This is a genomic window from Rhodobacter sp. P2_H5 (assembly GCF_056403335.1).
On record NZ_JBFUFS010000001.1, the window covers coordinates 1 to 20,065 of the forward strand.

The 20,065-nt window shown below is 63.5% G+C and carries 20 protein-coding genes; 6 read left to right on the forward strand and 14 right to left on the reverse strand.

All coding sequences use genetic code 11. The features are described from left to right. On the forward strand, positions 1 to 251 hold a 251-nt coding region (locus AC1DVR_RS00005; RefSeq protein WP_477998458.1), incomplete at its 5' end, for a hypothetical protein. A gap of 95 nt (positions 252 to 346) precedes the next feature. On the opposite strand, the gene msrQ is transcribed toward AC1DVR_RS00005, so the two are convergent. The 4 genes from msrQ to AC1DVR_RS00025 all read right to left on the reverse strand — a co-directional run bounded on the left by msrQ (position 347) and on the right by AC1DVR_RS00025 (position 3,718). Next, complete coding sequence (gene msrQ, locus AC1DVR_RS00010; protein WP_477998459.1) at positions 347 to 946, reverse strand: protein-methionine-sulfoxide reductase heme-binding subunit MsrQ; 600 nt, start codon at positions 944 to 946, stop codon at positions 347 to 349. Beyond that, a complete protein-coding gene (gene msrP / locus AC1DVR_RS00015) occupies positions 946 to 1,845 on the reverse strand; it encodes a protein-methionine-sulfoxide reductase catalytic subunit MsrP (RefSeq protein WP_477998460.1) in 900 nt (299 codons plus the stop codon). The genes msrQ and msrP overlap by 1 nt, the downstream gene beginning before the upstream one ends. Before the next feature lie 188 nt (positions 1,846 to 2,033). Next, positions 2,034 to 2,771, reverse strand: a complete 738-nt coding sequence (locus AC1DVR_RS00020) for a sulfotransferase-like domain-containing protein (protein ID WP_477998461.1) — start codon at positions 2,769 to 2,771, stop codon at positions 2,034 to 2,036. Positions 2,772 to 2,818: 47 nt separating this feature from the next. Next, positions 2,819 to 3,718 (reverse strand): D-amino acid aminotransferase, encoded by a 900-nt coding sequence (locus tag AC1DVR_RS00025; RefSeq protein ID WP_477998462.1) that lies wholly within the window; start codon positions 3,716 to 3,718, stop codon positions 2,819 to 2,821. 112 nt (positions 3,719 to 3,830) lie between these two features. Between AC1DVR_RS00025 and mutS the strand changes: the two genes are divergently transcribed. Continuing rightward, the gene (mutS, locus tag AC1DVR_RS00030; RefSeq protein ID WP_477998870.1) at positions 3,831 to 6,416 is read left to right on the forward strand and encodes a DNA mismatch repair protein MutS; all 2,586 of its coding nucleotides are present in this window, start codon (positions 3,831 to 3,833) and stop codon (positions 6,414 to 6,416) included. A 9-nt stretch (positions 6,417 to 6,425) separates the two neighbouring features. On the opposite strand, the gene AC1DVR_RS00035 is transcribed toward mutS, so the two are convergent. From AC1DVR_RS00035 to hrcA, 3 genes are all read right to left on the reverse strand, one after another. Continuing rightward, positions 6,426 to 7,583, reverse strand: coding sequence for a WD40/YVTN/BNR-like repeat-containing protein (locus AC1DVR_RS00035; protein WP_477998463.1), 1,158 nt, complete (start codon positions 7,581 to 7,583; stop codon positions 6,426 to 6,428). Positions 7,584 to 7,670: 87 nt separating this feature from the next. Continuing rightward, entirely contained in the window at positions 7,671 to 8,147 is a 477-nt protein-coding gene (locus tag AC1DVR_RS00040; protein ID WP_477998871.1) for a nucleotide exchange factor GrpE, read from the reverse strand. Positions 8,148 to 8,236: 89 nt separating this feature from the next. Then, the gene (gene hrcA / locus AC1DVR_RS00045) at positions 8,237 to 9,307 is read right to left on the reverse strand and encodes a heat-inducible transcriptional repressor HrcA (RefSeq protein ID WP_477998464.1); all 1,071 of its coding nucleotides are present in this window, start codon (positions 9,305 to 9,307) and stop codon (positions 8,237 to 8,239) included. A 105-nt stretch (positions 9,308 to 9,412) separates the two neighbouring features. On the opposite strand from hrcA, the gene rph reads away from it, so the two are divergent. The 4 genes from rph to hemW are packed head-to-tail and all read left to right on the forward strand — an operon-like array spanning position 9,413 to position 12,270. Beyond that, a complete protein-coding gene (gene rph, locus AC1DVR_RS00050) occupies positions 9,413 to 10,129 on the forward strand; it encodes a ribonuclease PH (RefSeq protein WP_477998465.1) in 717 nt (238 codons plus the stop codon). A gap of 1 nt (position 10,130) precedes the next feature. Continuing rightward, entirely contained in the window at positions 10,131 to 10,739 is a 609-nt protein-coding gene (rdgB, locus tag AC1DVR_RS00055; RefSeq protein WP_477998466.1) for an RdgB/HAM1 family non-canonical purine NTP pyrophosphatase, read from the forward strand. Further along, entirely contained in the window at positions 10,736 to 11,110 is a 375-nt protein-coding gene (locus AC1DVR_RS00060; RefSeq protein WP_477998467.1) for a RidA family protein, read from the forward strand. Before rdgB ends, AC1DVR_RS00060 begins: the two co-directional genes overlap by 4 nt. Before the next feature lie 2 nt (positions 11,111 to 11,112). Further along, on the forward strand, positions 11,113 to 12,270 hold the full coding sequence (hemW, locus tag AC1DVR_RS00065) for a radical SAM family heme chaperone HemW (RefSeq protein ID WP_477998468.1): 1,158 nt from the start codon (positions 11,113 to 11,115) through the stop codon (positions 12,268 to 12,270). Positions 12,271 to 12,273: 3 nt separating this feature from the next. Here the strand turns inward: hemW and AC1DVR_RS00070 are convergent, their stop codons facing one another. The 7 genes from AC1DVR_RS00070 to AC1DVR_RS00100 all read right to left on the reverse strand — a co-directional run bounded on the left by AC1DVR_RS00070 (position 12,274) and on the right by AC1DVR_RS00100 (position 19,675). Next, positions 12,274 to 13,185 (reverse strand): ParB/RepB/Spo0J family partition protein, encoded by a 912-nt coding sequence (locus AC1DVR_RS00070; protein WP_477998469.1) that lies wholly within the window; start codon positions 13,183 to 13,185, stop codon positions 12,274 to 12,276. A gap of 3 nt (positions 13,186 to 13,188) precedes the next feature. Continuing rightward, positions 13,189 to 14,010: a ParA family protein gene (locus AC1DVR_RS00075; RefSeq protein WP_477998470.1), complete on the reverse strand. Its 822-nt coding sequence runs from the start codon at positions 14,008 to 14,010 to the stop codon at positions 13,189 to 13,191. Next, positions 14,003 to 14,632: a 16S rRNA (guanine(527)-N(7))-methyltransferase RsmG gene (gene rsmG, locus AC1DVR_RS00080; protein WP_477998471.1), complete on the reverse strand. Its 630-nt coding sequence runs from the start codon at positions 14,630 to 14,632 to the stop codon at positions 14,003 to 14,005. The genes AC1DVR_RS00075 and rsmG overlap by 8 nt, the downstream gene beginning before the upstream one ends. Beyond that, positions 14,629 to 16,497 (reverse strand): tRNA uridine-5-carboxymethylaminomethyl(34) synthesis enzyme MnmG, encoded by a 1,869-nt coding sequence (mnmG, locus tag AC1DVR_RS00085; protein WP_477998472.1) that lies wholly within the window; start codon positions 16,495 to 16,497, stop codon positions 14,629 to 14,631. Before mnmG ends, rsmG begins: the two co-directional genes overlap by 4 nt. Before the next feature lie 11 nt (positions 16,498 to 16,508). Continuing rightward, entirely contained in the window at positions 16,509 to 17,786 is a 1,278-nt protein-coding gene (gene mnmE, locus AC1DVR_RS00090; protein ID WP_477998473.1) for a tRNA uridine-5-carboxymethylaminomethyl(34) synthesis GTPase MnmE, read from the reverse strand. 9 nt (positions 17,787 to 17,795) lie between these two features. After that, positions 17,796 to 19,067: a transcription termination factor Rho gene (rho, locus tag AC1DVR_RS00095; RefSeq protein WP_477998474.1), complete on the reverse strand. Its 1,272-nt coding sequence runs from the start codon at positions 19,065 to 19,067 to the stop codon at positions 17,796 to 17,798. A gap of 149 nt (positions 19,068 to 19,216) precedes the next feature. Next, positions 19,217 to 19,675 carry a CopD family protein gene (locus tag AC1DVR_RS00100; protein ID WP_477998475.1) on the reverse strand — a complete coding sequence of 153 codons (459 nt, stop codon included), beginning with the start codon at positions 19,673 to 19,675 and terminating at the stop codon, positions 19,217 to 19,219. Positions 19,676 to 20,065: the final 390 nt, after the last annotated feature.

The window sequence follows — 20,065 nt, forward strand, 5'->3', positions numbered from 1 at the left end:
TTCCCTTCATTCATCTACATTTCAAAGAGCGTGAGGACAAAACTTTTCGAGGCGCCAGTTTCCTAGCGTTCCCCGAACCGCCGTATCTTCAGAATTTCCCACAACCGCCTTCAGCTTCCGCCTCAAACCGCTGCCACCCACCCGCTTCCGCCACCGTCTGGCGTCGTCTGCGTCTCGGTGAGGCGGTATTTAGGGAAACACAACAAAACCCGCAAGCACAAAAAACACATCCCGTCGCATTTTCTTCGTAAATCCTGATTTTATAGCAAAATCCGTGGCTTGGTGAAACTTTGACCAAGTGGTCAGGGGTTCTGGCGCAAGATTGTTGCGCCAGAAAGTCGGGGAATCAGACCCAGACCAGACTTTTCGGCCCATTCCGGACGAGACGCACCAGCAGAAGCGCGGCCAGGATCGCCACGTAGGTCAGCATTTCTGTCGTGTAGACCTTTCCGACCATCGTGAAGTGCAGGACGGCCAGAATCGTCGCCGGATAGGCCAACCTGTGCAGCTGGTTCCACCTTTGCGCGCCGAGCTTGCGGATTGAAAGGTTGTTCGAGGTCACCGCGAGCGGGATGAGCAGGACCAAGGCCGTCATCCCGATCAGGATGTACCAGCGCTTATAGAGGTCGGGCAGGATCTGCCCCCAGCGCAGGCCCATGTCGATGGTCAGCCAGGCGGCGAAGTGCAGCACGACGAAAGCAAAGGCCACCAGGCCCAACTGGCGGCGGAACCGCAGCAGGTTCAGCCCGACCCAGCGCAGGGGGGAGACGAAGAGCGTGGCGATCAGCAGCCGCAGGGCCCAGAGGCCGAGGCCCCATTCGATGCCGCGCACCGGGTCGGTCTGGGAGAGCCCCTGAAAGATCACCCAGGCCGCCAGAGCGAGACCCAGGAGATAGATCGTCCAGACCGGCACCCGGCGCAGGGATTTGTTGATCTTGTCCAGCATCAGTAGTTCTTCGCCAGATCCATGCCGGCATAGAGGCTGGCCACCTCATCACCATAGCCGTTGAACTTCAGTGTGTCCTGGCGGCCGGCAAAGAGCCCTGCCCCGATGCGCCGTTCGGAGGCCTGGCTCCAGCGCGGGTGGTCGACCTCGGGGTTCACGTTGGCGTAAAAGCCGTATTCGTTGGCGGCCATCATGTTCCAGGTGGTTTGCGGCATCTGATCGGTCAGGCTGATCCGCACGATCGACTTGACGCTTTTGAAACCATACTTCCACGGAACGACCAGACGGATCGGCGCGCCGTTCTGGTTGGGCAGGTCTTTGCCATAGAGGCCGGTGGCCATCAGGGTCAGCGGATTCATCGCCTCGTCCAGGCGCAGGCCCTCGCGGTAGGGCCAATCGAGGATGCCGGATTTCTGGCCGGGCATTTCCTCGGGGCGGACCAGGGTTTCGAAGGCGACATATTTGGCCGAAGGTTGTACCCCGATCTTGCCAAGCAAGGCGGAGAGCTGGAAGCCGTTCCACGGGATGACCATCGACCAGGCCTCGACACAGCGGAAGCGGTAGATGCGTTCTTCGACGGTCAGGCCGGAAATCAGGTCGCCCAGATCGTAGTCGCCCGGCTTGTCGACCATGCCGTCGACCTTCACCTTCCAGTTCGTCGTGGTCAGGCTGCCGGCATTGGCAGCGGGGTCTTCCTTGCCGGTGCCGAACTCGTAATAGTTGTTGTAGCCCGAGATCTCCTCGAAGGTGTTGGGTTTGTCGTCGGTGGAATATTGGCTTTTGGCCAGCGCAGGCGAGGCCAGCAGGGCGGCACCCGCGGCGGCGATGATCTGACGGCGGTTCAGGAAAACGGATTGCGGGGTCACGTCGGACCAACGCAGGTGAGTTTTGAAAGACATTCGAATCTCCTCTCATGCCCAAAGGCGGATGATGGGGCCGGGCACCGGGAAACAACGGGCCGCCTCTGAGGACATTACGGCCTTGAAGGCGGCCGCGTTTCAAATATCGGGCACACAATTCCGTGATCGGCGGAAGTCCGGGTGCTTTTGGCTGGCAAGGCGGCCCCACAGCGCGGGGCCGCGGGTCTTCAGATCTTGTGGGCGCGCAGATAGTCGTAATAGGGCAGCGCCTCATCTGCGAGGCGCTGGAACTCGGGCGCGAGGCTGGGCAGCGGGCCTTCGGGCGCATCCAGACCGGTGGATTGGTGGACGGCGTTGTACCAATGCGGCGCCCAGGCGCCGTCATAGGGTTTGGGGCCGGCGGGCCAGGACAGCATCTTTTCGGTAAAGGGAATGTCGAGCGCCGCACAGAGCCGGGTCAGGGTTTCACGCGGAGCGGCGCGGATATCGTAGCTGTCGACCACCACCGGCGGCTCGCCCAGCCAATCGGTGACCTCGTTGTAAAGATGCGCCTGCTGGACATAGCCGATGTCGTGCAGCGTCGGGCTTTCGCGTTTTTTGGAGTAGCTGGCGACGACATAGGCCGGATGGCGGATCAGGAAGACATTGGTCAGGCCCAGCATGAAGCCGCGCTCGAACTCCTTGATCATGTGGAGGGTCATGTGTTTCTGGTAGAAAAGTTGCTGCGCCTCCGGGATTGGACCCAAGCAGGCTTCCGCCACCCTTGCGGGATCCGGCTCGCCCGCCGCAATGACCTCGGGCGCCATCGGATGGGCAATTCCGGTGGCTTTCAGATAGGCGGCGTAGAAGGGCTCGTCCCAGACGGCGCAATCGCCGCGGGCGGCGAAGGCATACATCAGGGCGGTGGAGAGGTTGCGCGGGCCGCTCCACATGGCGATTCGGGTGGTCTTGTTGGCGTCTTGCATCTGTCTTCCTTGCGTCTCTACGCGCGTCTTTTTTCAGGCCCCGATTTTCAGGCTCCAACAAGCTCTTTGTAGAGCGCCCGGATGCGTTGGGTTACAGGCCCCATCTCGCCACTGCCGATCTTGCGGCCGTCGATGGTGCTGACGGGGGTCTGCGCGCCGAAGGTGCCGGTCAGGAAGGCCTCGTCGGCGCTATAGGTGTCAACGAGAGAGTAATTGCGTTCGAAAACCGGAATGTCCTTGGTCCGGCAGAGGTCGATGACCTTCTGACGGGTGATGCCGTTCATGCAGTAATCCCCGGTCGAGGTCCAAACCTGCCCCTTGCGCACGATGAAGAAATTGCAGGCGTTGGTCGTGTTCACAAAGCCGTGGACGTCGAGCATCAGCGCCTCGTCCGCGCCGGCCTTTTCGGCCGCGATACAGGCGAGGATGCAGTTCAGCTTGGAATGGCTGTTCAGCTTGGGGTCCTGCGTCATCGGCAGGCCGCGCATATGCGGCACGGTGGCCAGGCGGATCGGCCGCGGCAGTTTCTGGCGCGAATGTTCCATGATGATCACCATGGTCGGTCCGCGCTGGCTGAGTTTCGGATGCTGGAAGGGCCGGGTTTTGACGCCACGCGTCACCATCAGGCGGGCGTGGGCATCGGTGGTGAAGCCATTGGCGGCCTGGGTGTCATAGACCGCCTGAATGACCTGCGCCTTGGTCAGGGCGATATCGAGGTCGATGGCCAAGGCCGCCTCGAACAGGCGGTCGATGTGTTCTTCGATGAAGGTCCAGCGGTTGTTGTACAGCCGGATCCCCTCCCACACGCCATCGCCCATCATGAAGCCGGAATCGTAGACGGAAACCATGGCCTCGGCCTTGGGGACGATCTTGCCGTTGACGTAGATCAGGATCGCCTCGTTGCGGGCGTCATCCTCGGCTTGGTGGGTGGAAACATTGTCAGTCATCTGGTGCCCTCGATTTGGCGCAGAAGGTAAGGGGGGCTTTCGGGGAAGGGAAGGGTTGGTTAGGGTTTGCGGCCAGAGTTCGGGGGAAGATGTGCAAGACGAAGTCACGCCGATGATGGCGCAGTATCTGGAGATCAAGGGCCGCTATCCCGGCGCCTTGCTGTTCTACCGGATGGGCGACTTTTACGAGATGTTCTTTCAGGACGCGGTCGAGGCCTCGGAGGCTTTGGACATTGCCCTGACCAAGCGCGGGACGCATGGCGGCCAGCCTATCCAGATGTGCGGCGTGCCAGTCCATGCGGCGGAAGGGTATCTGCTGGGCCTGATCCGCAAGGGTTTTCGCGTGGCGATTGCCGAGCAGATGGAAGACCCGGCCGAGGCCAAGAAGCGCGGCTATAAATCCGTCGTGAAACGCGATGTGGTGCGGCTGGTGACCCCCGGCACGCTGACCGAGGACAGCCTGCTGGAGGCGCGACGGTCGAACTATCTTTGCGCCTTTGCCGAGTTGCGGGATGAAGGGGCTTTGGCCTGGGCCGATATCTCGACCGGGGAGTTTCGCGTGATGCCCTGCCCCCCTGCCCGGTTGGCCGCCGAACTGGCGCGGCTGGCCCCGCGCGAGGTGCTGGTATCCGAGACGCGGGAAAGCGTCTGGGCCGAGGTGGTGCACGAAGCTGGCGCTGCGATCACGGCGCTGTCGCGGGGGAGTTTTGATTCCTCGGGGGCAGAGGCGCGGGTGGCGGCCTTGCATGGTGTGGCGGGGCTGGCGAGCTTTGGCGCCTTCGGCAGGGCCGAGGTGTCGGCCATGGGCGCGCTGGTGGATTATCTGGAACTGACGCAGCGCGGGAAACTGCCCTTGCTGCGGCCCCCGGTGCGGGAAGCCTCGGGCGGGACGGTGCAGATTGATGCAGCGACGCGGCGCAATCTGGAACTGACGCAGGCCCTGTCGGGCGGGCGCGAGGGTTCGCTTCTGGCGGCGATTGACCGGACGGTGACGGCACCCGGAGCGCGGCTGCTGGAGGTGCGGCTGTCGAGCCCCTCACGCGATCTGGCGGTGATCGGCGCCAGGCTGGAGGCGGTGCGCTGGTTGGTCGAGGGGTCTGCGCGCCACGATCTGCGCGATGCCTTGCGGATGGTGCCGGACATGGACCGGGCGCTGTCGCGGCTGGCTTTGGAGCGTGGCGGGCCACGCGATCTGGCGGCGATCCGGGCCGGGCTTGCGCAGGCGGCGCGGATTGATCTGCCCGGCGCGCCGGAGGCCTTGGTCGAGGCTTGCCAAGCGCTGCGTGGGCAAGAGGATCTGGTGGCGCTGCTGGACCGGGCGCTTGTGGCGGAACCGCCGCCGATGGTGCGCGATGGCGGTTATATTGCCGAGGGGTTCGACGTTGATCTGGATGCCACCCGCCGCTTGCGCGACGAGGGGCGCGCTGTGGTGGGCGACATGCAGGCGCAGTTCATCGGGGAGACCGGGATATCATCGCTTAAGATCAAACATAACAATGTCTTGGGCTATTTCATCGAGGTGACCTCGCTGCATGCCGACAAGCTTTTGGGCGGCGGGCGGTTCATCCATCGGCAGACCAATGCCAATGTGATGCGGTTTTCGACCGTGGAGCTTAGCGAGATGGAGACGCGGATCCTGAACGCGGGGAACCTCGCGCTGGAACAGGAGAAGGCGCATTTCGATGCGCTGCGGGCCGAGGTTCTGGCCCGGGCCGCGGCGATTGCCGGGGCGGCGCGTGGGTTGGCGGAGCTGGACCTTGCGGCGGCGCTGGCCGATCTGGCGGTGGCGGAGGATTGGAGCGCGCCAGTTGTGGATGATAGCCGCGCCTTCGTGGTCGAAGGCGGGCGGCATCCGGTGGTGGAGCGCAGCCTGAAGCGGCAGGGCGTGGCCTTTGTGCCGAATGACTGCCGGTTGACGGAAAAGGAGACGCCGGCGATCTGGCTGATCACCGGACCGAACATGGCGGGGAAATCGACCTTCCTGCGGCAGAACGCGGTGATTGCGCTGCTGGCGCAGATGGGGAGTTTTGTCCCGGCGCGGATGGCGCAGATCGGCCTTGTCAGCCAGCTGTTCAGCCGGGTCGGGGCGGCGGATGATCTGGCGCGCGGGCGGTCGACCTTCATGGTCGAGATGGTCGAGACGGCGGCGATCCTCAATCAGGCGGATGACCGGGCTTTGGTCATTCTGGACGAGATCGGGCGCGGGACGGCGACTTATGACGGGTTGTCGATCGCCTGGGCCACGCTGGAAAACCTGCATGCCGTCAACCGCTGCCGCGCGCTGTTTGCCACGCATTACCACGAGATGACGGCTTTGGCGGGCAAGCTGAAGGGGGTGAAGAACGCCACCGTCACGGTCAAGGAGTGGGAGGGCGACGTGATCTTCCTGCACGAGGTGCGGGAGGGGGCGGCGGATCGCAGCTATGGGGTGCAGGTGGCGCGGCTCGCCGGTCTGCCGCATGCGGTGGTGGAACGGGCCAAGGTCGTGCTGGAGGCCTTGGAGAAGGGCGACCGGGACCGGCCGTCGCAAAAGGCGCTGATTGACGATCTGCCGTTGTTTCGCGCCGTGAAGGCAGAGCCGACCTTGCGGGTTGCAGCCTCCGCGGTGGAGGCGCGGTTGAAGGAGATCAGCCCGGATGATCTGTCCCCCAAGGAGGCCTTGGGGTTGCTTTATGAACTGAAAGGTTTGATGCCCTAGGCGACCCGGTCAGGCGCGGTCCAGCACCTCGACCGCGAGGATGGTCGGCAGGTGGCGGGCGACCTCGGTCCAGGTGTCACCCTCATCCGTGCTGGCAAAGACCGAGCCGCTGTTGGTGCCGAAGTAGATGCCGGCCTTGTCCCGCATATCGCCTGCCATGGCCTGGCGCAGGACGGTGAAATAGCAGGCGGTCTGCGGCAGGCCGTTCCGCAGATCGGTCCAGCTTTTGCCGCCATCGCGCGAGCGCCAGACGGCAGCGGCGGCCCCCGGCGGATAACGCCCGGCGGTGTCACCGTTCAGCGGCAGGGTCCAGAGCACATCGGGGTCACGCGGATGGACCCGGATCGGGAAGCCGAAGGTCGAGGGCAGGCCCTCGGTGATATCCTCCCAGCTGCGGCCACCATCGGCGGAACGCCAGACGCCGTGATGATTCTGCTGGTAGAGCACATCCTCGGCCCCCGGGGCGCGCATCATGTTGTGGACGCAGTGCCCGGTGTCGCCATCCCTCGGGGCGGCGGGGTGGTCGTGATGGATGTGGGGCACGGTGTTCGAAAGGCGATTGCGCCGCTCCCAGGTCACGCCGCCATCTTCACTGGCGAAAACTCCGGCGGCGGAAATGCCGATCCAGAGTTTTTTGGGGTCCTTGGGGTCGCTGACGATGGTGTGGAGCACCAGACCAGCCGCCCCGCCCTGCCAGCTTGAAGCAGAGGGATGATCGGTCAGGCCGGGCAAAAGCTGCCAGGTGGCGCCTTGGTCGTGGCTGGCCAGCAGGCTTGCGGGCTTGGTGCCGGCGTAGAGGGTCTGGCCCGCCTGCCCCAGCGACCAGATTTGGGCGAACGTGTCGCCGAAGGGCAGCGGGCTTTCGGTCCAGCCGATGCTGCGGGCGAAATCCGGGTCGTTGGCGGCCCAGTCGTCGATCTTGCCCTTGGTCAGCTTGGCCAGCGTCCAGGTTGCGCCCTGATCGGCGGAGCGCCAGATTCCGGCGCCGCTCCACTCACTGCCGCCACCGGCCCAGATCTCGCCGGTTTCGGGATCGCCGATCATGTGGTTGATGACCCAACCATCGCAGAACGGACCGGACACGGCCCAGCCTGAGCGGTCAGCGCCGCCTGAAATCAGGAAAGCGCCCTTGGTCGTGCCGACGAGCAGGGTCAAGCCTTGGGCCATGCGAGCCTCCGTTCCGGAACCTCGCGGAGTGTAGCATGAGGGACGCAGGGCGCAAAGTCCTTGCCGCGCTGCGTCCCGTCAGGGGTCTCAGCCTTGGGTGTTGGACGAAACACCAACCTGCGCCGGGCGCAGCAGGCGGTCGTGCAGCATGAAGCCTTCGGTCATCACCTGGATGATGGTGCCGGCCTTGGTGCCCGGCAGGGGTGCCTCGAACATGGCCTCCATGCTTTGGGCATCGAAGACATCGCCGACGGCGGGCGAAATCGGGCGCACGCCGTGCTTGGTCATCACATGGGTCAGCTCGCGCAGCGTCAGTTCGACACCTTCGGTCAGGGCGGCGGCCTGGGTCTTGAGCTCCTCCGGCACGGCGGTCAGAGCGCGCTTGAGGTTGTCGTAGACGGGCAGGAGGTCGCGGGCGAGGCGGGTCGAGCCATATTGCTCGGCCTCGCGGCGGTCACGTTCGCCACGCTTGCGGGCGTTTTCGGCATCGGCCAGGGCGCGCATGTAGCGGTCGCGCATCTCGTCGCGCTCGGCCTTGGCGGCAGCCAGTTCTTCGCTTTCCATGAAGGATTCGAGATCCTTCAGATCAATCTCTTCGCCGTCGGTCTTCGGGCCTGTCTTGTCATCTGCCATTCTGTTCCACCTTTTCAAACTCAGCCCTTGCCCCGTCCGGAGACCATGCGGCCCACCAATTGCGCCGTATAGTCCACGATCGGAACAATCCGCCCATAGTTGAGTCGGGTCGGGCCGATGACGCCAATGGCGCCAATGATCTTTCGGTCGGCGTTCATATAGGGAGAAACCACCAGAGTGGAACCAGAAAGTGAGAAAAGCTTGTTCTCGGAACCGATAAAAATGCGGACACCTTCGCCGGTCTCGGTCATTTCAAGGAAATCGGCGATGTCGCGCTTGCGTTCGAGGTCGTCAAAGAGCGTGCGGATGCGGTCGAGGTTGAGGGATTCGGGGTCGGCGTCAATCAGATTGGCCTGGCCGCGCACGATCAGACGCTCGCCGCGCTCGCCGGCGTTTTCCCAAAGGGCCAGGCCGTTTTCGACCATGTCCCGGGCCAGAACGTCGATCTCTTGCCGGTTCAGGGCAATCTGGGCGGCGATCAGGGGGCGCAGTTCCGAGAGGCGGCGGCCTTCGGCGATGGAGTTGAGGAAATTCGCCGCCTCGCGCATCGAAGAGGGGGTCTGGCCGGGCGGCGGGTTGAAGACGCGATTTTCGACATGGCCATCGACGAAGACGAGGACCACCAAAGCGCGTTCGGCCGAGAGGCTGACGAATTCGATATGGCGGATCGCGGTTTCCTGCTTTGGCGCCAGCACCAGCGAGGCGGAGCGGGTGATGCCGGACAAAGCCGCGCCGACGTGATCGAGGAGGGAGGCCACGTCGGTATCCTCACGCTCGACCGAGGATTCGATCTTGGCGCGGTCGGCCTGATCGATCGTGCCGACCTCCATCAACCCATCGACGAACATCCGCAGGCCCAGCTGGGTCGGGATGCGGCCGGCCGAGACATGCGGGCTGTCGAGCAACCCGAGGTATTCCAGATCCTGCATCGTGTTGCGGATCGTTGCGGCTGACAGCTTTTCGGTCATCGAGCGCGTCAGGGTGCGGGAGCCGACCGGATCGCCGGAGCTGAGATAGGATTCCACAACGCGACGGAACACCTCGCGGGAGCGGTCGTTCAGTTCGGTCAGGATCGCGGATTTGTCGGCCATGTCCCTATGTAGGGACCGGGGGGCCGCGCCGTCAATCGGGGTTGCACCCGGGGGCTGCAGCGTCATATCTGGCCTTGACAGAAAAACTTGAGAAAAAGGTGGAAAATGCGTCCTTCTGGCCGGAAATTGGATGAACTGCGGACGGTGTCGATCGAGGCCGGGGTGATGAAACATGCCGAGGGTTCTTGCCTGATCAAGATGGGCGACACGCATGTGCTGTGTTCGGCCTCGATCGAGGAGAAGCCGCCGAGTTTCCTGAAGGGAACCGGCCTCGGCTGGGTCACGGCGGAATATGGCATGCTGCCGCGTGCAACCGGGTCGCGGACCCGGCGCGAGGCGGCGGCGGGCAAGCAATCGGGGCGCACGCAGGAGATTCAGCGGCTGATCGGGCGGGCCTTGCGCGCCGGGGTCGACCGCTCGGCCTTGGGCGAGCGGCAGATCGTGATCGACTGCGACGTGCTGCAGGCCGATGGCGGGACGCGCTGCGCCTCGATCACCGGGGGCTGGGTTGCGTTGAAGCTGGCGGTGAACAAGCTGATGAAGGCGGGCGTGATCATCAGCGACCCGATGATTGACCATGTAGCTGCGGTGTCTTGCGGCGTTTATGCCGGGCAGGAGGTGCTGGACCTGGATTATGCCGAGGATTCGGTTGCGGGGACCGATGGGAACTTCGTCCTGACCGGGCGCAAGCGGATGATCGAAGTGCAGATGTCGGCCGAAGGGGCGACCTTCTCGCGCGATGAGATGGCCAAGCTGCTGGATCTGGCCGAGGCGGGCGTTGCGGCGCTGGTTGCGGCGCAAAAGGCAGCGATTGGGGCATAGGATGCGTATTCTGCCAGGTGAGACGCTACTGGTAGCGACCGGGAACCGCGGGAAGCTGGTGGAGATCTCTGCTTTGCTGTCGCCTTACGGGGTGAAAGCCGTGTCGTTGGCCGACCTGGGCCTCGGTGAGCCGGAAGAGACCGAACGCAGCTTTGCCGGCAATGCGTTGCTGAAAGCCAGGGCGGGGGCGAAAGCCTCTGGCCTGGTGACGCTCGCCGACGATTCGGGGCTGATGGTCGATGCCCTGGGCGGCGCGCCCGGGGTTTACACCGCCGACTGGGCCGAAGGTGCCAAGGGGCGCGACTTTGGCGTGGCGATGGCAAAGACCTGGGATCTTTTGCAGGCGGTCAGGGCCCCTACCCCGCGCAGCGCCGCCTTTTGCTGCACGCTGGCCCTGGTGCGGCCCGATGGAGAATCGCAGGTGTTTGCCGGCAAGGTGCATGGCCAGATCGTCTGGCCGGCGCGGGGCCAGCAAGGTCACGGCTATGATCCGATTTTCGTGCCGGATGGCCATGACCAGACCTTTGGCGAAATGGAAGAGGCGTTGAAGAATCGCATCAGCCATCGGGCGGATGCCTTTGCAAAACTCATCAAGGAATGTTTCACGTGAAACTTATCTCCACCGGATCGCCCTTCGAGGCGACAATGGGTTACAGCCGGGCGGTCGTGAAGGCCGGCTGGTGCTTTGTGTCGGGCGTGACCGGCTATGACTACAAGACCATGGAGATCCCGCCGGGCATCGCCGACCAGGCCCGCAACTGCTTTGCGACAATTTCCGGCGTGCTGGATCAGGCGGGCTTTGCGATGGGCGACATCGTGCGGGTGCAGTATACGGTGACCGATGCGGCACTGGTCGAAGAGGTGATCCCGGTTCTGGGCGCAAACCTTGGCCAGATCCGGCCCGCCGCGACCATGGTGATCGCAGCGCTGATCCGGCCCGAGATGAAGATCGAGATCGAAGTGACGGCGTTCAAGGGATGATGATGGAAGACTGGCGCAACGGCGGCTTCGGCCTTTACCTGCATTGGCCGTTCTGCCAGTCCAAATGCCCCTACTGCGACTTCAACAGCCATGTTGCGAGCCATGTTGACCAGAATCTCTGGCGCAAGGCCTATCTGGCCGAAATCTCGCGCGTTGCGGCTGAAACCAAGGGCCGGGTGCTGAACTCGGTCTTCTTTGGCGGCGGCACGCCTTCCCTGATGAACCCGGACCTGGTGGCTGCGATTCTGGAGGCGGTCGGCAACGGCTGGACCTTGGCCAATGACATCGAGATCACGATGGAGGCCAATCCCAGCTCGGTCGAAGCCGGGCGGTTTGCCGGGTATCGCGACGCTGGGGTGAACCGCATCTCGATCGGGATGCAGGCGCTGAACGATGCCGACCTGAAACGTCTGGGCCGCATGCACAGTGTGGCGGAGTCCAGGGCGGCCTTCGAGATCGCCCGCAGTACCTTTGACCGGGTGAGTTTCGATCTGATCTACGCCCGACAGGATCAAAGCGCCGAAGCCTGGCAGGCCGAATTGCGCGAGGCCCTGTCGATGGCGCCGACTCACCTTTCGCTGTACCAGCTGACAATTGAAGACGGCACCGTCTTTGGCGCGCGCCACGCTTTGGGCCAGCTGCGCGGATTGCCGGATGAAGACTTGTCCTCCGATATGTACTTGCTGACTCAGGAGATGTGCGAAGCGGCGGGGCTTCCGGCCTATGAGGTTTCAAACCACGCCCAGCCCGGGCAGGAATCGCGGCACAACCAGATCTATTGGCGGATGGGCGATTACGCCGGCATCGGGCCAGGCGCCCATGGTCGCCTGACGCTGAACGGGCATCGCTGGGCGACCGAGGCGCCAAAGCAGCCGGGGCGCTGGCTGGAACAGGTCGAAAGCGGTGCTGCGGGGGAAGATCCCCGGCACGGGTCGACCAGCGAAGACCATGCGATGGAATATCTGCTGATGTCGCTGCGCCTTGCCGAAGGCAGTGACATGACGCGCTTTGCAGCCATCGCCGGGCGCGACCTGCCACAGGCCAAGATCGACGAGCTTGTTGCCGACGGTCTGCTGAAAACGACCCAGAACCGGCTGCAGACCACGCCGAACGGCCGGCTGCTGCTGAACGCCATCTTGCGGGAATTGCTGGTCAACTAGGGCTTACATCGTCCGTTCAGGCATCATGTCGCGCGGAATCTTGGACAGCACGTCACAGAGCAAGTCGAGGTCTTCCAGGGTGCGATAGCTGATGCTCAGCACCCCGCCCTCATCAATGCCACGGTGGTCGATCTTGACCACCATGCGCAGATTGGCCGAAAGATCGGCCTCGATCGCGCGGGTGTCGGCGTCCTTCTCGGCCTTGCCGCCACTGCGCGGCTGCTTGGTGCCCACCGTTTTGGCAAGCTTTTCCGTCTCGCGCACCGAAAGACCGCGGCGCACCACCTGACTGGCCAGAACCGCGGGGTTCGGCGCGGTGATCAAGGCGCGGGCATGGCCGGCCGAAAGATCCCCCTTGCGCAGCATGTCCTGCACCGATTCGGGCAGCGTCAGAAGGCGAAGAAGGTTGGCCACATGGCTGCGGCTGCGCGACAGGGCCTCCGCCAGCTTCTCCTGAGTATGGCCGAAACGCTCGATCAGCTGACGGTAGGCCATGGCCTCTTCGATCGGATTGAGGTCCTCGCGCTGGATGTTTTCGATGATGGCGATTTCGAGGACTTCGACATCGGTGAACTCGCGCACCACGATCGGCACTTCATGCAGACCAGCGATCTGGGCTGCCCGCCAACGACGCTCACCCGCGACGATTTCGTACTGCCCCTGCCCGCCGATCGCCCGCACGATCAGCGGTTGGACGATGCCCTTTTGGCGGATCGACTGGGCCAGTTGCTCCAGCGCATCGGGGCTGAACTCACGGCGGGGCTGATCCGGGTTGGGTTGAATCCGCTCGACAGGCATGAACTGCGTCGGGCGCGGCTGCTCGGGGCCCTCAGCCGCAGGTTCGCCCAGGTTCGCATCCGCCAGAAGGGCAGAAAGCCCCCGACCAAGGCCGCGACGATCCAGCTTCTTTTCCATAACTCAGGTCCTGACTTTTTCGACGGCGCGCGGGTGGCGGGCCAGAATCTCGGCTGACAGATTGCGGTAGGCCTCACTGCCCTTGGAGGCCGCATCATACTGCATCACGGGCATGGCGAAAGAGGGTGCCTCGCTCAGCCGCACATTGCGCGGGATGACGGTTTTGAAGACCAGATCGCCCAGGGTGGCCCGCGCGTCGGCTTCAACCTGCTGGCTCAAGCGGTTGCGGCCATCATACATGGTGATCGCAACCCCTTCGATCCGCAGCGCAGGATTGGCGGTTGAACGGATCTTGCGGATCGTCAGCATGAGCTGCGACAGGCCTTCCAGCGCGAAGAACTCTGCCTGAAGCGGCACGAGGACCGATTGTGCCGCGACCAGGGCGTTGATGGTCAGCAGGCTGAGCGACGGAGGGCAATCGATCAGGATGAAATCCAGCCCCAATTGCTCGGCCGCGGGCTGATGCAGGGCGTCATGCAGCAGGTAAACCCGCTTCTCATTGGCAACCAGATCGATATCGGCCGAAGCAAGGTCTGAATTCGCCGGGCAGATCAGGAGGTTTTCGATGGCCGTCCTCTGGATGACCTCTTCAATCGGACGTTCTTCGATCAGCAAATCGTAGGTCGTGGCCTTGCGCGCCTCGGCGGCGATCCCGAGCCCGGTGGAAGCATTGCCCTGCGGATCGAGGTCGATCAACAGGACCCGCGCCCCAAGGCCGACCAAACCCGCCGCCAGATTGATGGCCGTCGTGGTCTTGCCCACCCCACCCTTCTGGTTCGCGATGGCAATGATGCGGGGCTCGTGATCGCGGCTCAGGTCAGACATGCTGCAGATTCTTTATCTTGAGGACAAGACCAGCGGGATCGGTCTGGCTGGGTTGGCTTTCAATGTCGAAACTCCAGGCCTTTCTCGCCTCCGCCAGTTCCTCCTGGGCGCGGGCACCTTTCGGAAACAGGGCCAGCCCCTCTGAATTCAGATGGGGCTGTACCAGCGCAAGAAGGTCCGTCAGGGATGCCAGGGCGCGGGCCGATACGACATCGGCGGCTTGCGGGGGCAGATCTTCGGCGCGGCGCGACAGAACTGAGGTCTTGAGGCCCAACTCCCGTGCGGCTTGAATCAGGAAGGCCGCCTTTCGCTTATCCGATTCGACAAGGGTTACCCGCAAATCCGGCCGCTGTTCCGCTGCAAGAATTGCGACGACCAGGCCGGGAAACCCCGCGCCACTGCCAAAATCCACCCAATGCCGGGCCGAATCGGGCAGGTTCAGAAAGAGCTGTGCCGAATCAAGAACATGGCGTTGCCACGCTACGGGAAGGCTTCCAGCTGCCACCAGGTTGATTGCGGGAGTCCAGCGCTCCACCAAGGCCAGCATGGCTTCCATCCGGGCCAATGTTTCACGTGAAACATTCAGCCAAGGCGGCACCTCCCCCCGCGCCCATTCGGTCATTGACCAACCGCCCGCGCTTGATCCGCCTTGCGGCAATGCGCCAGAATCAACAGCAACGCCGCGGGAGTCATCCCCTCGATCCGCTCAGCCTCGGCCAGATTTGCGGGGCGACGGCGTTGCAGTTTCGAAACCAGCTCATTCGACAGGCCCGACAGGCCCGCAAACTCCAGATCCGCGGGGATGGCCACAAGTTCGTTGCGTTGCAGGCGTTCCGCCTCGGCACGCTGCCGGTCAAGGTAGGGCGCGTAAAGCGCGTCGCGCCAGACCTGGGTCAGGGTCTCCAGGTCGACATCTGCTGCCCGGGGCTCCAACCGCAAGACATTGGTCCAATCGGACTCCGACCCGCCCAAGACTTGCAGCACCGTCCGGCGCGCGCCGTTCTGGCTTACGGTCAGACCAACGGACTGCAGCTCCTGCGGGGTGCAAGAGCGTTCGGCCAGCATCGACGCCGCCGCATTGACCCTTTCCATCTTCTCAGCGAACACCTGCGCCCGTGCAGGGCCAATCAACCCGCTGGAGAGACCCAAGGCCGTCATCCGCTGATCCGCATTGTCAGCGCGCAAGTGCAACCGGAACTCCGCCCGCGAAGTAAACATCCGGTAAGGTTCCGTCACCCCGCGCGAGATCAGATCGTCAAGCATCACGCCGATATAGCTGTCGGTGCGCGAAAACAGCACCGGCTCCAAACCCAGCACCGCAGCCGCCGCATTTGCGCCCGCAACCAGCCCCTGCGCCGCGGCCTCTTCGTAGCCGGTCGTGCCGTTGATCTGACCGGCGAAATACAGGCCGGGGACGGTGCTTTCCAGGGTCGGCCGCAGGGCAGAGGGATCAAAGTAGTCATACTCGATCGCGTAGCCGGGCTGCAGGATGGTCACCTGCTCCAACCCTTTGATGCTGCGCACGTAATCGACCTGAACTTCGGCCGGCAAGGAGGTGGAAATGCCGTTCGGATAAACCGTGTGGTCGTCCAGACCCTCGGGCTCCAGGAAGATCTGGTGGCCAGTCTTGTCGGCAAACCGCACCACCTTGTCCTCGATCGAGGGGCAATAGCGCGGACCGACGCCCTCGATATGGCCGCCATACATCGCCGAGCGACCCAGATTCGCGCGCACGATGTCATGCGTCCGCTCGTTGGTATGGGTGATCCCACAGGCCACCTGACGAACGACCGGGGCCTTGCTGAGGAAGGACAGCATCACCGGCGTCTCGTCGCCGGGCTGCTCGTCCAACCCCTCCCAGGCGATCGTGCGGCCATCCAGCCGAGGCGGTGTCCCGGTCTTCAGGCGCCCGCGCCGCAGTCCGAAACCGCCAAGCCTTTGCCCCAACCGGATCGAGGCCACATCGCCCTCGCGCCCGCCGGAACGATGCTGATCGCCGACGTGGATGATGCCGTTCAGGAAGGTCCCGGCTGTCAGGACCACGGCGCCAGCCTGCAGAACCGTCCCGTCCAGCAATTCGATGCCGGTGATCCGGCCGCCCGGGCCTTCGATCAGGTCGACGACCTCACCCTCGATGATCTCCAGCCCCGGTTGGCGGGTCAGGAAGCCCTGGATCGCCTCACGGTACAGCCGGCGATCCGCCTGGGTCCGCGGGCCCTGCACGGCGGGACCCTTCCGGCGGTTCAACAGGCGGAACTGGATGCCGGCAGCATCCGCCGCAAGACCCATGATCCCATCCAGCGCATCGACCTCGCGCACCAGATGCCCCTTGCCCAAGCCGCCGATCGCCGGGTTGCACGACATCACCCCGATGCGATCCTTGCGCATCGAAACCAGCGCGGTCCGCGCCCCGACACGTGCCGAAGCAGCCGCCGCTTCCGCGCCCGCATGCCCGCCACCGATCACCACCACATCGAAATGTTTCACGTGAAACATCCTCACTTGCCTATGCAAAAGCTGGCGAAAATCTCGTCCAGCAAGTTCTCAACGTCCAACCGCCCCACCAGAACGTCCAGCGCACGCGCCGCCCGCCGCAGGTCCGCCGCGACCAGTTCCGCGGCACTCCCCTGCTTCTGTATCTGATCCCGCGCTGATTCCATAGCCTCGACCGCGCTGATCATTGCAACCCTGTGCCTCTCCCGCGTCATAACTCCGGCAGAGGCCGCCCTTTCGTCCAGAGCGGCAGAAATCCGCGCAACAAGCGCATCAATCCCCTGCCCCGTCCGCCCCGAGACGCCATCCTGCCCATGCAGATCTGCCTTGCCCAGCACCACGATATCGCCCGCCAGCGGCGTCATCATCAAAACCTCGCCCGGGTGCTCCTGCAAGAATACCCGCAAATCCGCCGCCCCGGCCCGCTCCAAGGCCCGCGCCACGCCGATTTGCTCAACCACATCCTCGGTCTCCCGCAAACCAGCCGTATCCAGCAGGGTCACGGCGAGCCCACCAAGGTCCATCCGGACCTCGATCACATCCCGCGTCGTCCCCGCAACTTCAGAGGTGATCGCGGCCTCACGTCCCGCCAACGCATTGAGAAGCGTGGATTTTCCGGCATTTGGTGCGCCAAGGATCGCGACCTCAAACCCATCACGCACCCGTTCTGCCACGCCCGTACCTGCGATTTCGCGCCGCAGTTCGCCCAGCAACCCGTCGATCAGGCCCATGACCTCCGGCGTCACATCGACCGGCACATCCTCATCGGCAAAATCAATCGTGGCCTCGATCAAAGCGCCGGCCCGGATCATCGCCTTGCGCCAACCTTCCGCCCGCCGGCCAATCGCCCCCGAAAGCACGCGCATCGCCTGCCGTCGCTGCGCCTCGGTCTCGGCCTCGATCAGATCCGCCAGCCCCTCGACCTGCGCCAGGTCCAGACGCCCGTTTTCCAGCGCCCTGCGGGTGAACTCCCCCGCCTCAGACAGCCGCAGCCCCGCCTCGCCCAAAGCACGCGTGACGGCCTTCACGACCGCCGTGCTGCCATGGACCTGCAGCTCTGCCGCAGCCTCACCGGTAAAGCTCGCTCCGGCCTCAAAGACCAGCACCAAGGCCTCGTCCAGCACCTCACCGCGCCAGATCAACCGCCGCAAGGCCGCCCGCCGCACCTCTGGCAACGGGCACAACGCCGCTACCGCCCCATGCGCCATGGGACCCGAGATGCGGAACACCGCAACACCCGCTTTGCCCCGCGCCGAGGCCAGGGCAAAGATCGTGTCGCCCATGTCGCCCTCTTAGGTGTTCATCGATTCGAAGAATTCGGCGTTGGTCTTGGTCTGTTTCAGCTTGCCCAATAGGAATTCGATCGCATCGGTCGTCCCCATCGGGTTGAGGATGCGGCGCAGCACATAGGTCTTCTGCAGATCGGTCTTCTCGACCAGCAGTTCTTCCTTCCGGGTGCCCGACTTGAGGATGTCGATCGCCGGGAAGGTCCGCTTGTCGGCCACCTTGCGGTCCAGCACGATTTCCGAGTTGCCGGTGCCCTTGAATTCTTCAAAGATCACTTCGTCCATCCGGCTGCCGGTGTCGATCAGCGCCGTGGCGATGATGGTCAAGCTGCCACCCTCTTCGATATTCCGCGCCGCACCAAAGAAGCGCTTCGGCCGCTGCAACGCGTTCGCATCCACACCCCCGGTCAGAACCTTGCCCGAGGACGGCACAACCGTGTTGAACGCCCGCCCAAGTCTTGTGATCGAGTCGAGCAAGATCACAACATCTCGCTTGTGCTCGACCAAACGCTTGGCCTTTTCGATCACCATCTCCGCCACCGCAACGTGGCGGCTCGCCGGCTCGTCAAAGGTCGAGGATACAACCTCCCCCTTCACGCTCCGCTGCATGTCGGTGACTTCCTCGGGCCGTTCGTCGATCAACAGCACGATCAGGTAGCATTCCGGGTGGTTCACCGCGATCGAATTGGCGATGTTCTGCAACAGCACCGTCTTACCCGTCCGCGGCGGCGCCACGATCAACGCGCGCTGGCCTTTGCCGATCGGGCAGACCAGGTCGATGATCCGGGCCGAACGGTCCTTGATGGTGGGATCTTCGACTTCCATCTTCAGCCGCTCATCGGGATACAAAGGCGTCAGGTTGTCGAACAAAACCTTGTGGCGTGCCTTTTCCGGGTCGTCGAAGTTGATCTTGGTCACCTTGGTGATCGAGAAATAGCGTTCCCCATCGCGCGGCGCCTGCATCAGGCCCTCAATCGTGTCGCCCGTCCGCAAGCTGAACTGCCGCAGGATGTCGGAGGAGACGTAGATATCATCCGGACCCGGCAGATAGTTGGCCGAGGTCGAGCGCAGGAAGCCAAAGCCGTCCTGCAGCACTTCCAGGACGCCATCGCCGCCGATTTCCCAGCCTTCCTCGGCATGCTCTTTCAGGATCGAGAACATCATCTCGCCCTTGCGCATGCTCGGCGCGTTCTCAATCTCCCATTCTTCGGCCATCGCCAGCAATTCAGCCGGCGTCTTTGCCTTCAGATCAGCAAGATTCAGATGTTCTACAGTCATGGAAAACCCTTAAGGCAACCGGGGCGGCCCCGGTGCAGTGCAGCAATGTCAACGGAATGCGGTTACGGCCGGACGGCCACGCAATCCGTCCCCTACCTGCAACCACTGCGAAAGTCAACGGCAGGGTGCGTGCGCGCACGCTCCTCCCCTCAGAACTTCACGATGACCGAGGCGACGATCACCAGCATCAGCACCGTCGGCAGCTCGTTCATCAGCCGGTACTGCCGCCCGGTGACCGTGTTCGACCCCGCCACGAAGTCCTTCCTCCGCCAGCCCAGCCAATGCTGGAACCAGGTCATCGCCAGAACCGACGCCGCCTTGGTCCAGGGCCAGACCATCGACCAGTCCACGATCCCCGGGGTGAAGACCAGACACAGCCCGAACACCCAGGCCGCGATCGAGGCCGGGCCGATGATCCCGCGCAAGAGGCGCCGCTCCATGGTCTGGAACATCGCATCCGTGGGGGATCCCGCCTCAACCTGCTCCACATGGTAGACATAAAGCCTTGGCAGGTAGAACAGCCCCGCCATCCAGGCGATCACGCTGACCACATGGCCTGCCTTGATCCACGGATACCACACCGCCAGAACGTCCGTGATCCCTGCCATGTCCGCCGTCCCCCTACTTCTTATTAATAAGAATAAAGAAAGGATTGATGATGTAATAGAGGTGGTGGGTATCTGGATTGCATCTTTCCTCCGCGAACTTGCCCACAGGGGCAAAGCTGTGGAGGAATCGAGAAGAGTTCTCCGCGAACTCCGAGTCAATCCCGCATAATTTTGCGACAATTCAAATCGTTATCGCCGGCGACGCGTCCGAAGTTTCGGCCCCTCGAAACCGCCGCCGCGCACTTCTCCCCAGGGGCAGCGATCACTCGTCCCCATGGGGACAATCTGTTTTCGTTCTCAGGCCGACTTTCCCGAAACTGCGGACCTCTGCGCCAGACCCCCTTTTCACCTCGGGAACAAAGCAGCATTGTCCACAGATCCGCCCCCAAG

What these genes read in the sequence shown, in the direction of transcription:
- msrQ (WP_477998459.1), bottom strand. Translation starts at nt 946, where the DNA reads ATGCTGGACAAGATCAACAAATCCCTGCGCCGGGTGCCGGTCTGGACG.
- msrP (WP_477998460.1), bottom strand. Translation starts at nt 1,845, where the DNA reads ATGTCTTTCAAAACTCACCTGCGTTGGTCCGACGTGACCCCGCAATCC.
- AC1DVR_RS00020 (WP_477998461.1), bottom strand. Translation starts at nt 2,771, where the DNA reads ATGCAAGACGCCAACAAGACCACCCGAATCGCCATGTGGAGCGGCCCG.
- AC1DVR_RS00025 (WP_477998462.1), bottom strand. Translation starts at nt 3,718, where the DNA reads ATGACTGACAATGTTTCCACCCACCAAGCCGAGGATGACGCCCGCAAC.
- mutS (WP_477998870.1), top strand. Translation starts at nt 3,831, where the DNA reads ATGATGGCGCAGTATCTGGAGATCAAGGGCCGCTATCCCGGCGCCTTG.
- AC1DVR_RS00035 (WP_477998463.1), bottom strand. Translation starts at nt 7,583, where the DNA reads ATGGCCCAAGGCTTGACCCTGCTCGTCGGCACGACCAAGGGCGCTTTC.
- AC1DVR_RS00040 (WP_477998871.1), bottom strand. Translation starts at nt 8,147, where the DNA reads ATGGAAAGCGAAGAACTGGCTGCCGCCAAGGCCGAGCGCGACGAGATG.
- hrcA (WP_477998464.1), bottom strand. Translation starts at nt 9,307, where the DNA reads ATGGCCGACAAATCCGCGATCCTGACCGAACTGAACGACCGCTCCCGC.
- rph (WP_477998465.1), top strand. Translation starts at nt 9,413, where the DNA reads ATGCGTCCTTCTGGCCGGAAATTGGATGAACTGCGGACGGTGTCGATC.
- rdgB (WP_477998466.1), top strand. Translation starts at nt 10,131, where the DNA reads ATGCGTATTCTGCCAGGTGAGACGCTACTGGTAGCGACCGGGAACCGC.
- hemW (WP_477998468.1), top strand. Translation starts at nt 11,113, where the DNA reads ATGGAAGACTGGCGCAACGGCGGCTTCGGCCTTTACCTGCATTGGCCG.
- AC1DVR_RS00070 (WP_477998469.1), bottom strand. Translation starts at nt 13,185, where the DNA reads ATGGAAAAGAAGCTGGATCGTCGCGGCCTTGGTCGGGGGCTTTCTGCC.
- AC1DVR_RS00075 (WP_477998470.1), bottom strand. Translation starts at nt 14,010, where the DNA reads ATGTCTGACCTGAGCCGCGATCACGAGCCCCGCATCATTGCCATCGCG.
- rsmG (WP_477998471.1), bottom strand. Translation starts at nt 14,632, where the DNA reads ATGACCGAATGGGCGCGGGGGGAGGTGCCGCCTTGGCTGAATGTTTCA.
- mnmE (WP_477998473.1), bottom strand. Translation starts at nt 17,786, where the DNA reads ATGGGCGACACGATCTTTGCCCTGGCCTCGGCGCGGGGCAAAGCGGGT.
- rho (WP_477998474.1), bottom strand. Translation starts at nt 19,067, where the DNA reads ATGACTGTAGAACATCTGAATCTTGCTGATCTGAAGGCAAAGACGCCG.
- AC1DVR_RS00100 (WP_477998475.1), bottom strand. Translation starts at nt 19,675, where the DNA reads ATGGCAGGGATCACGGACGTTCTGGCGGTGTGGTATCCGTGGATCAAG.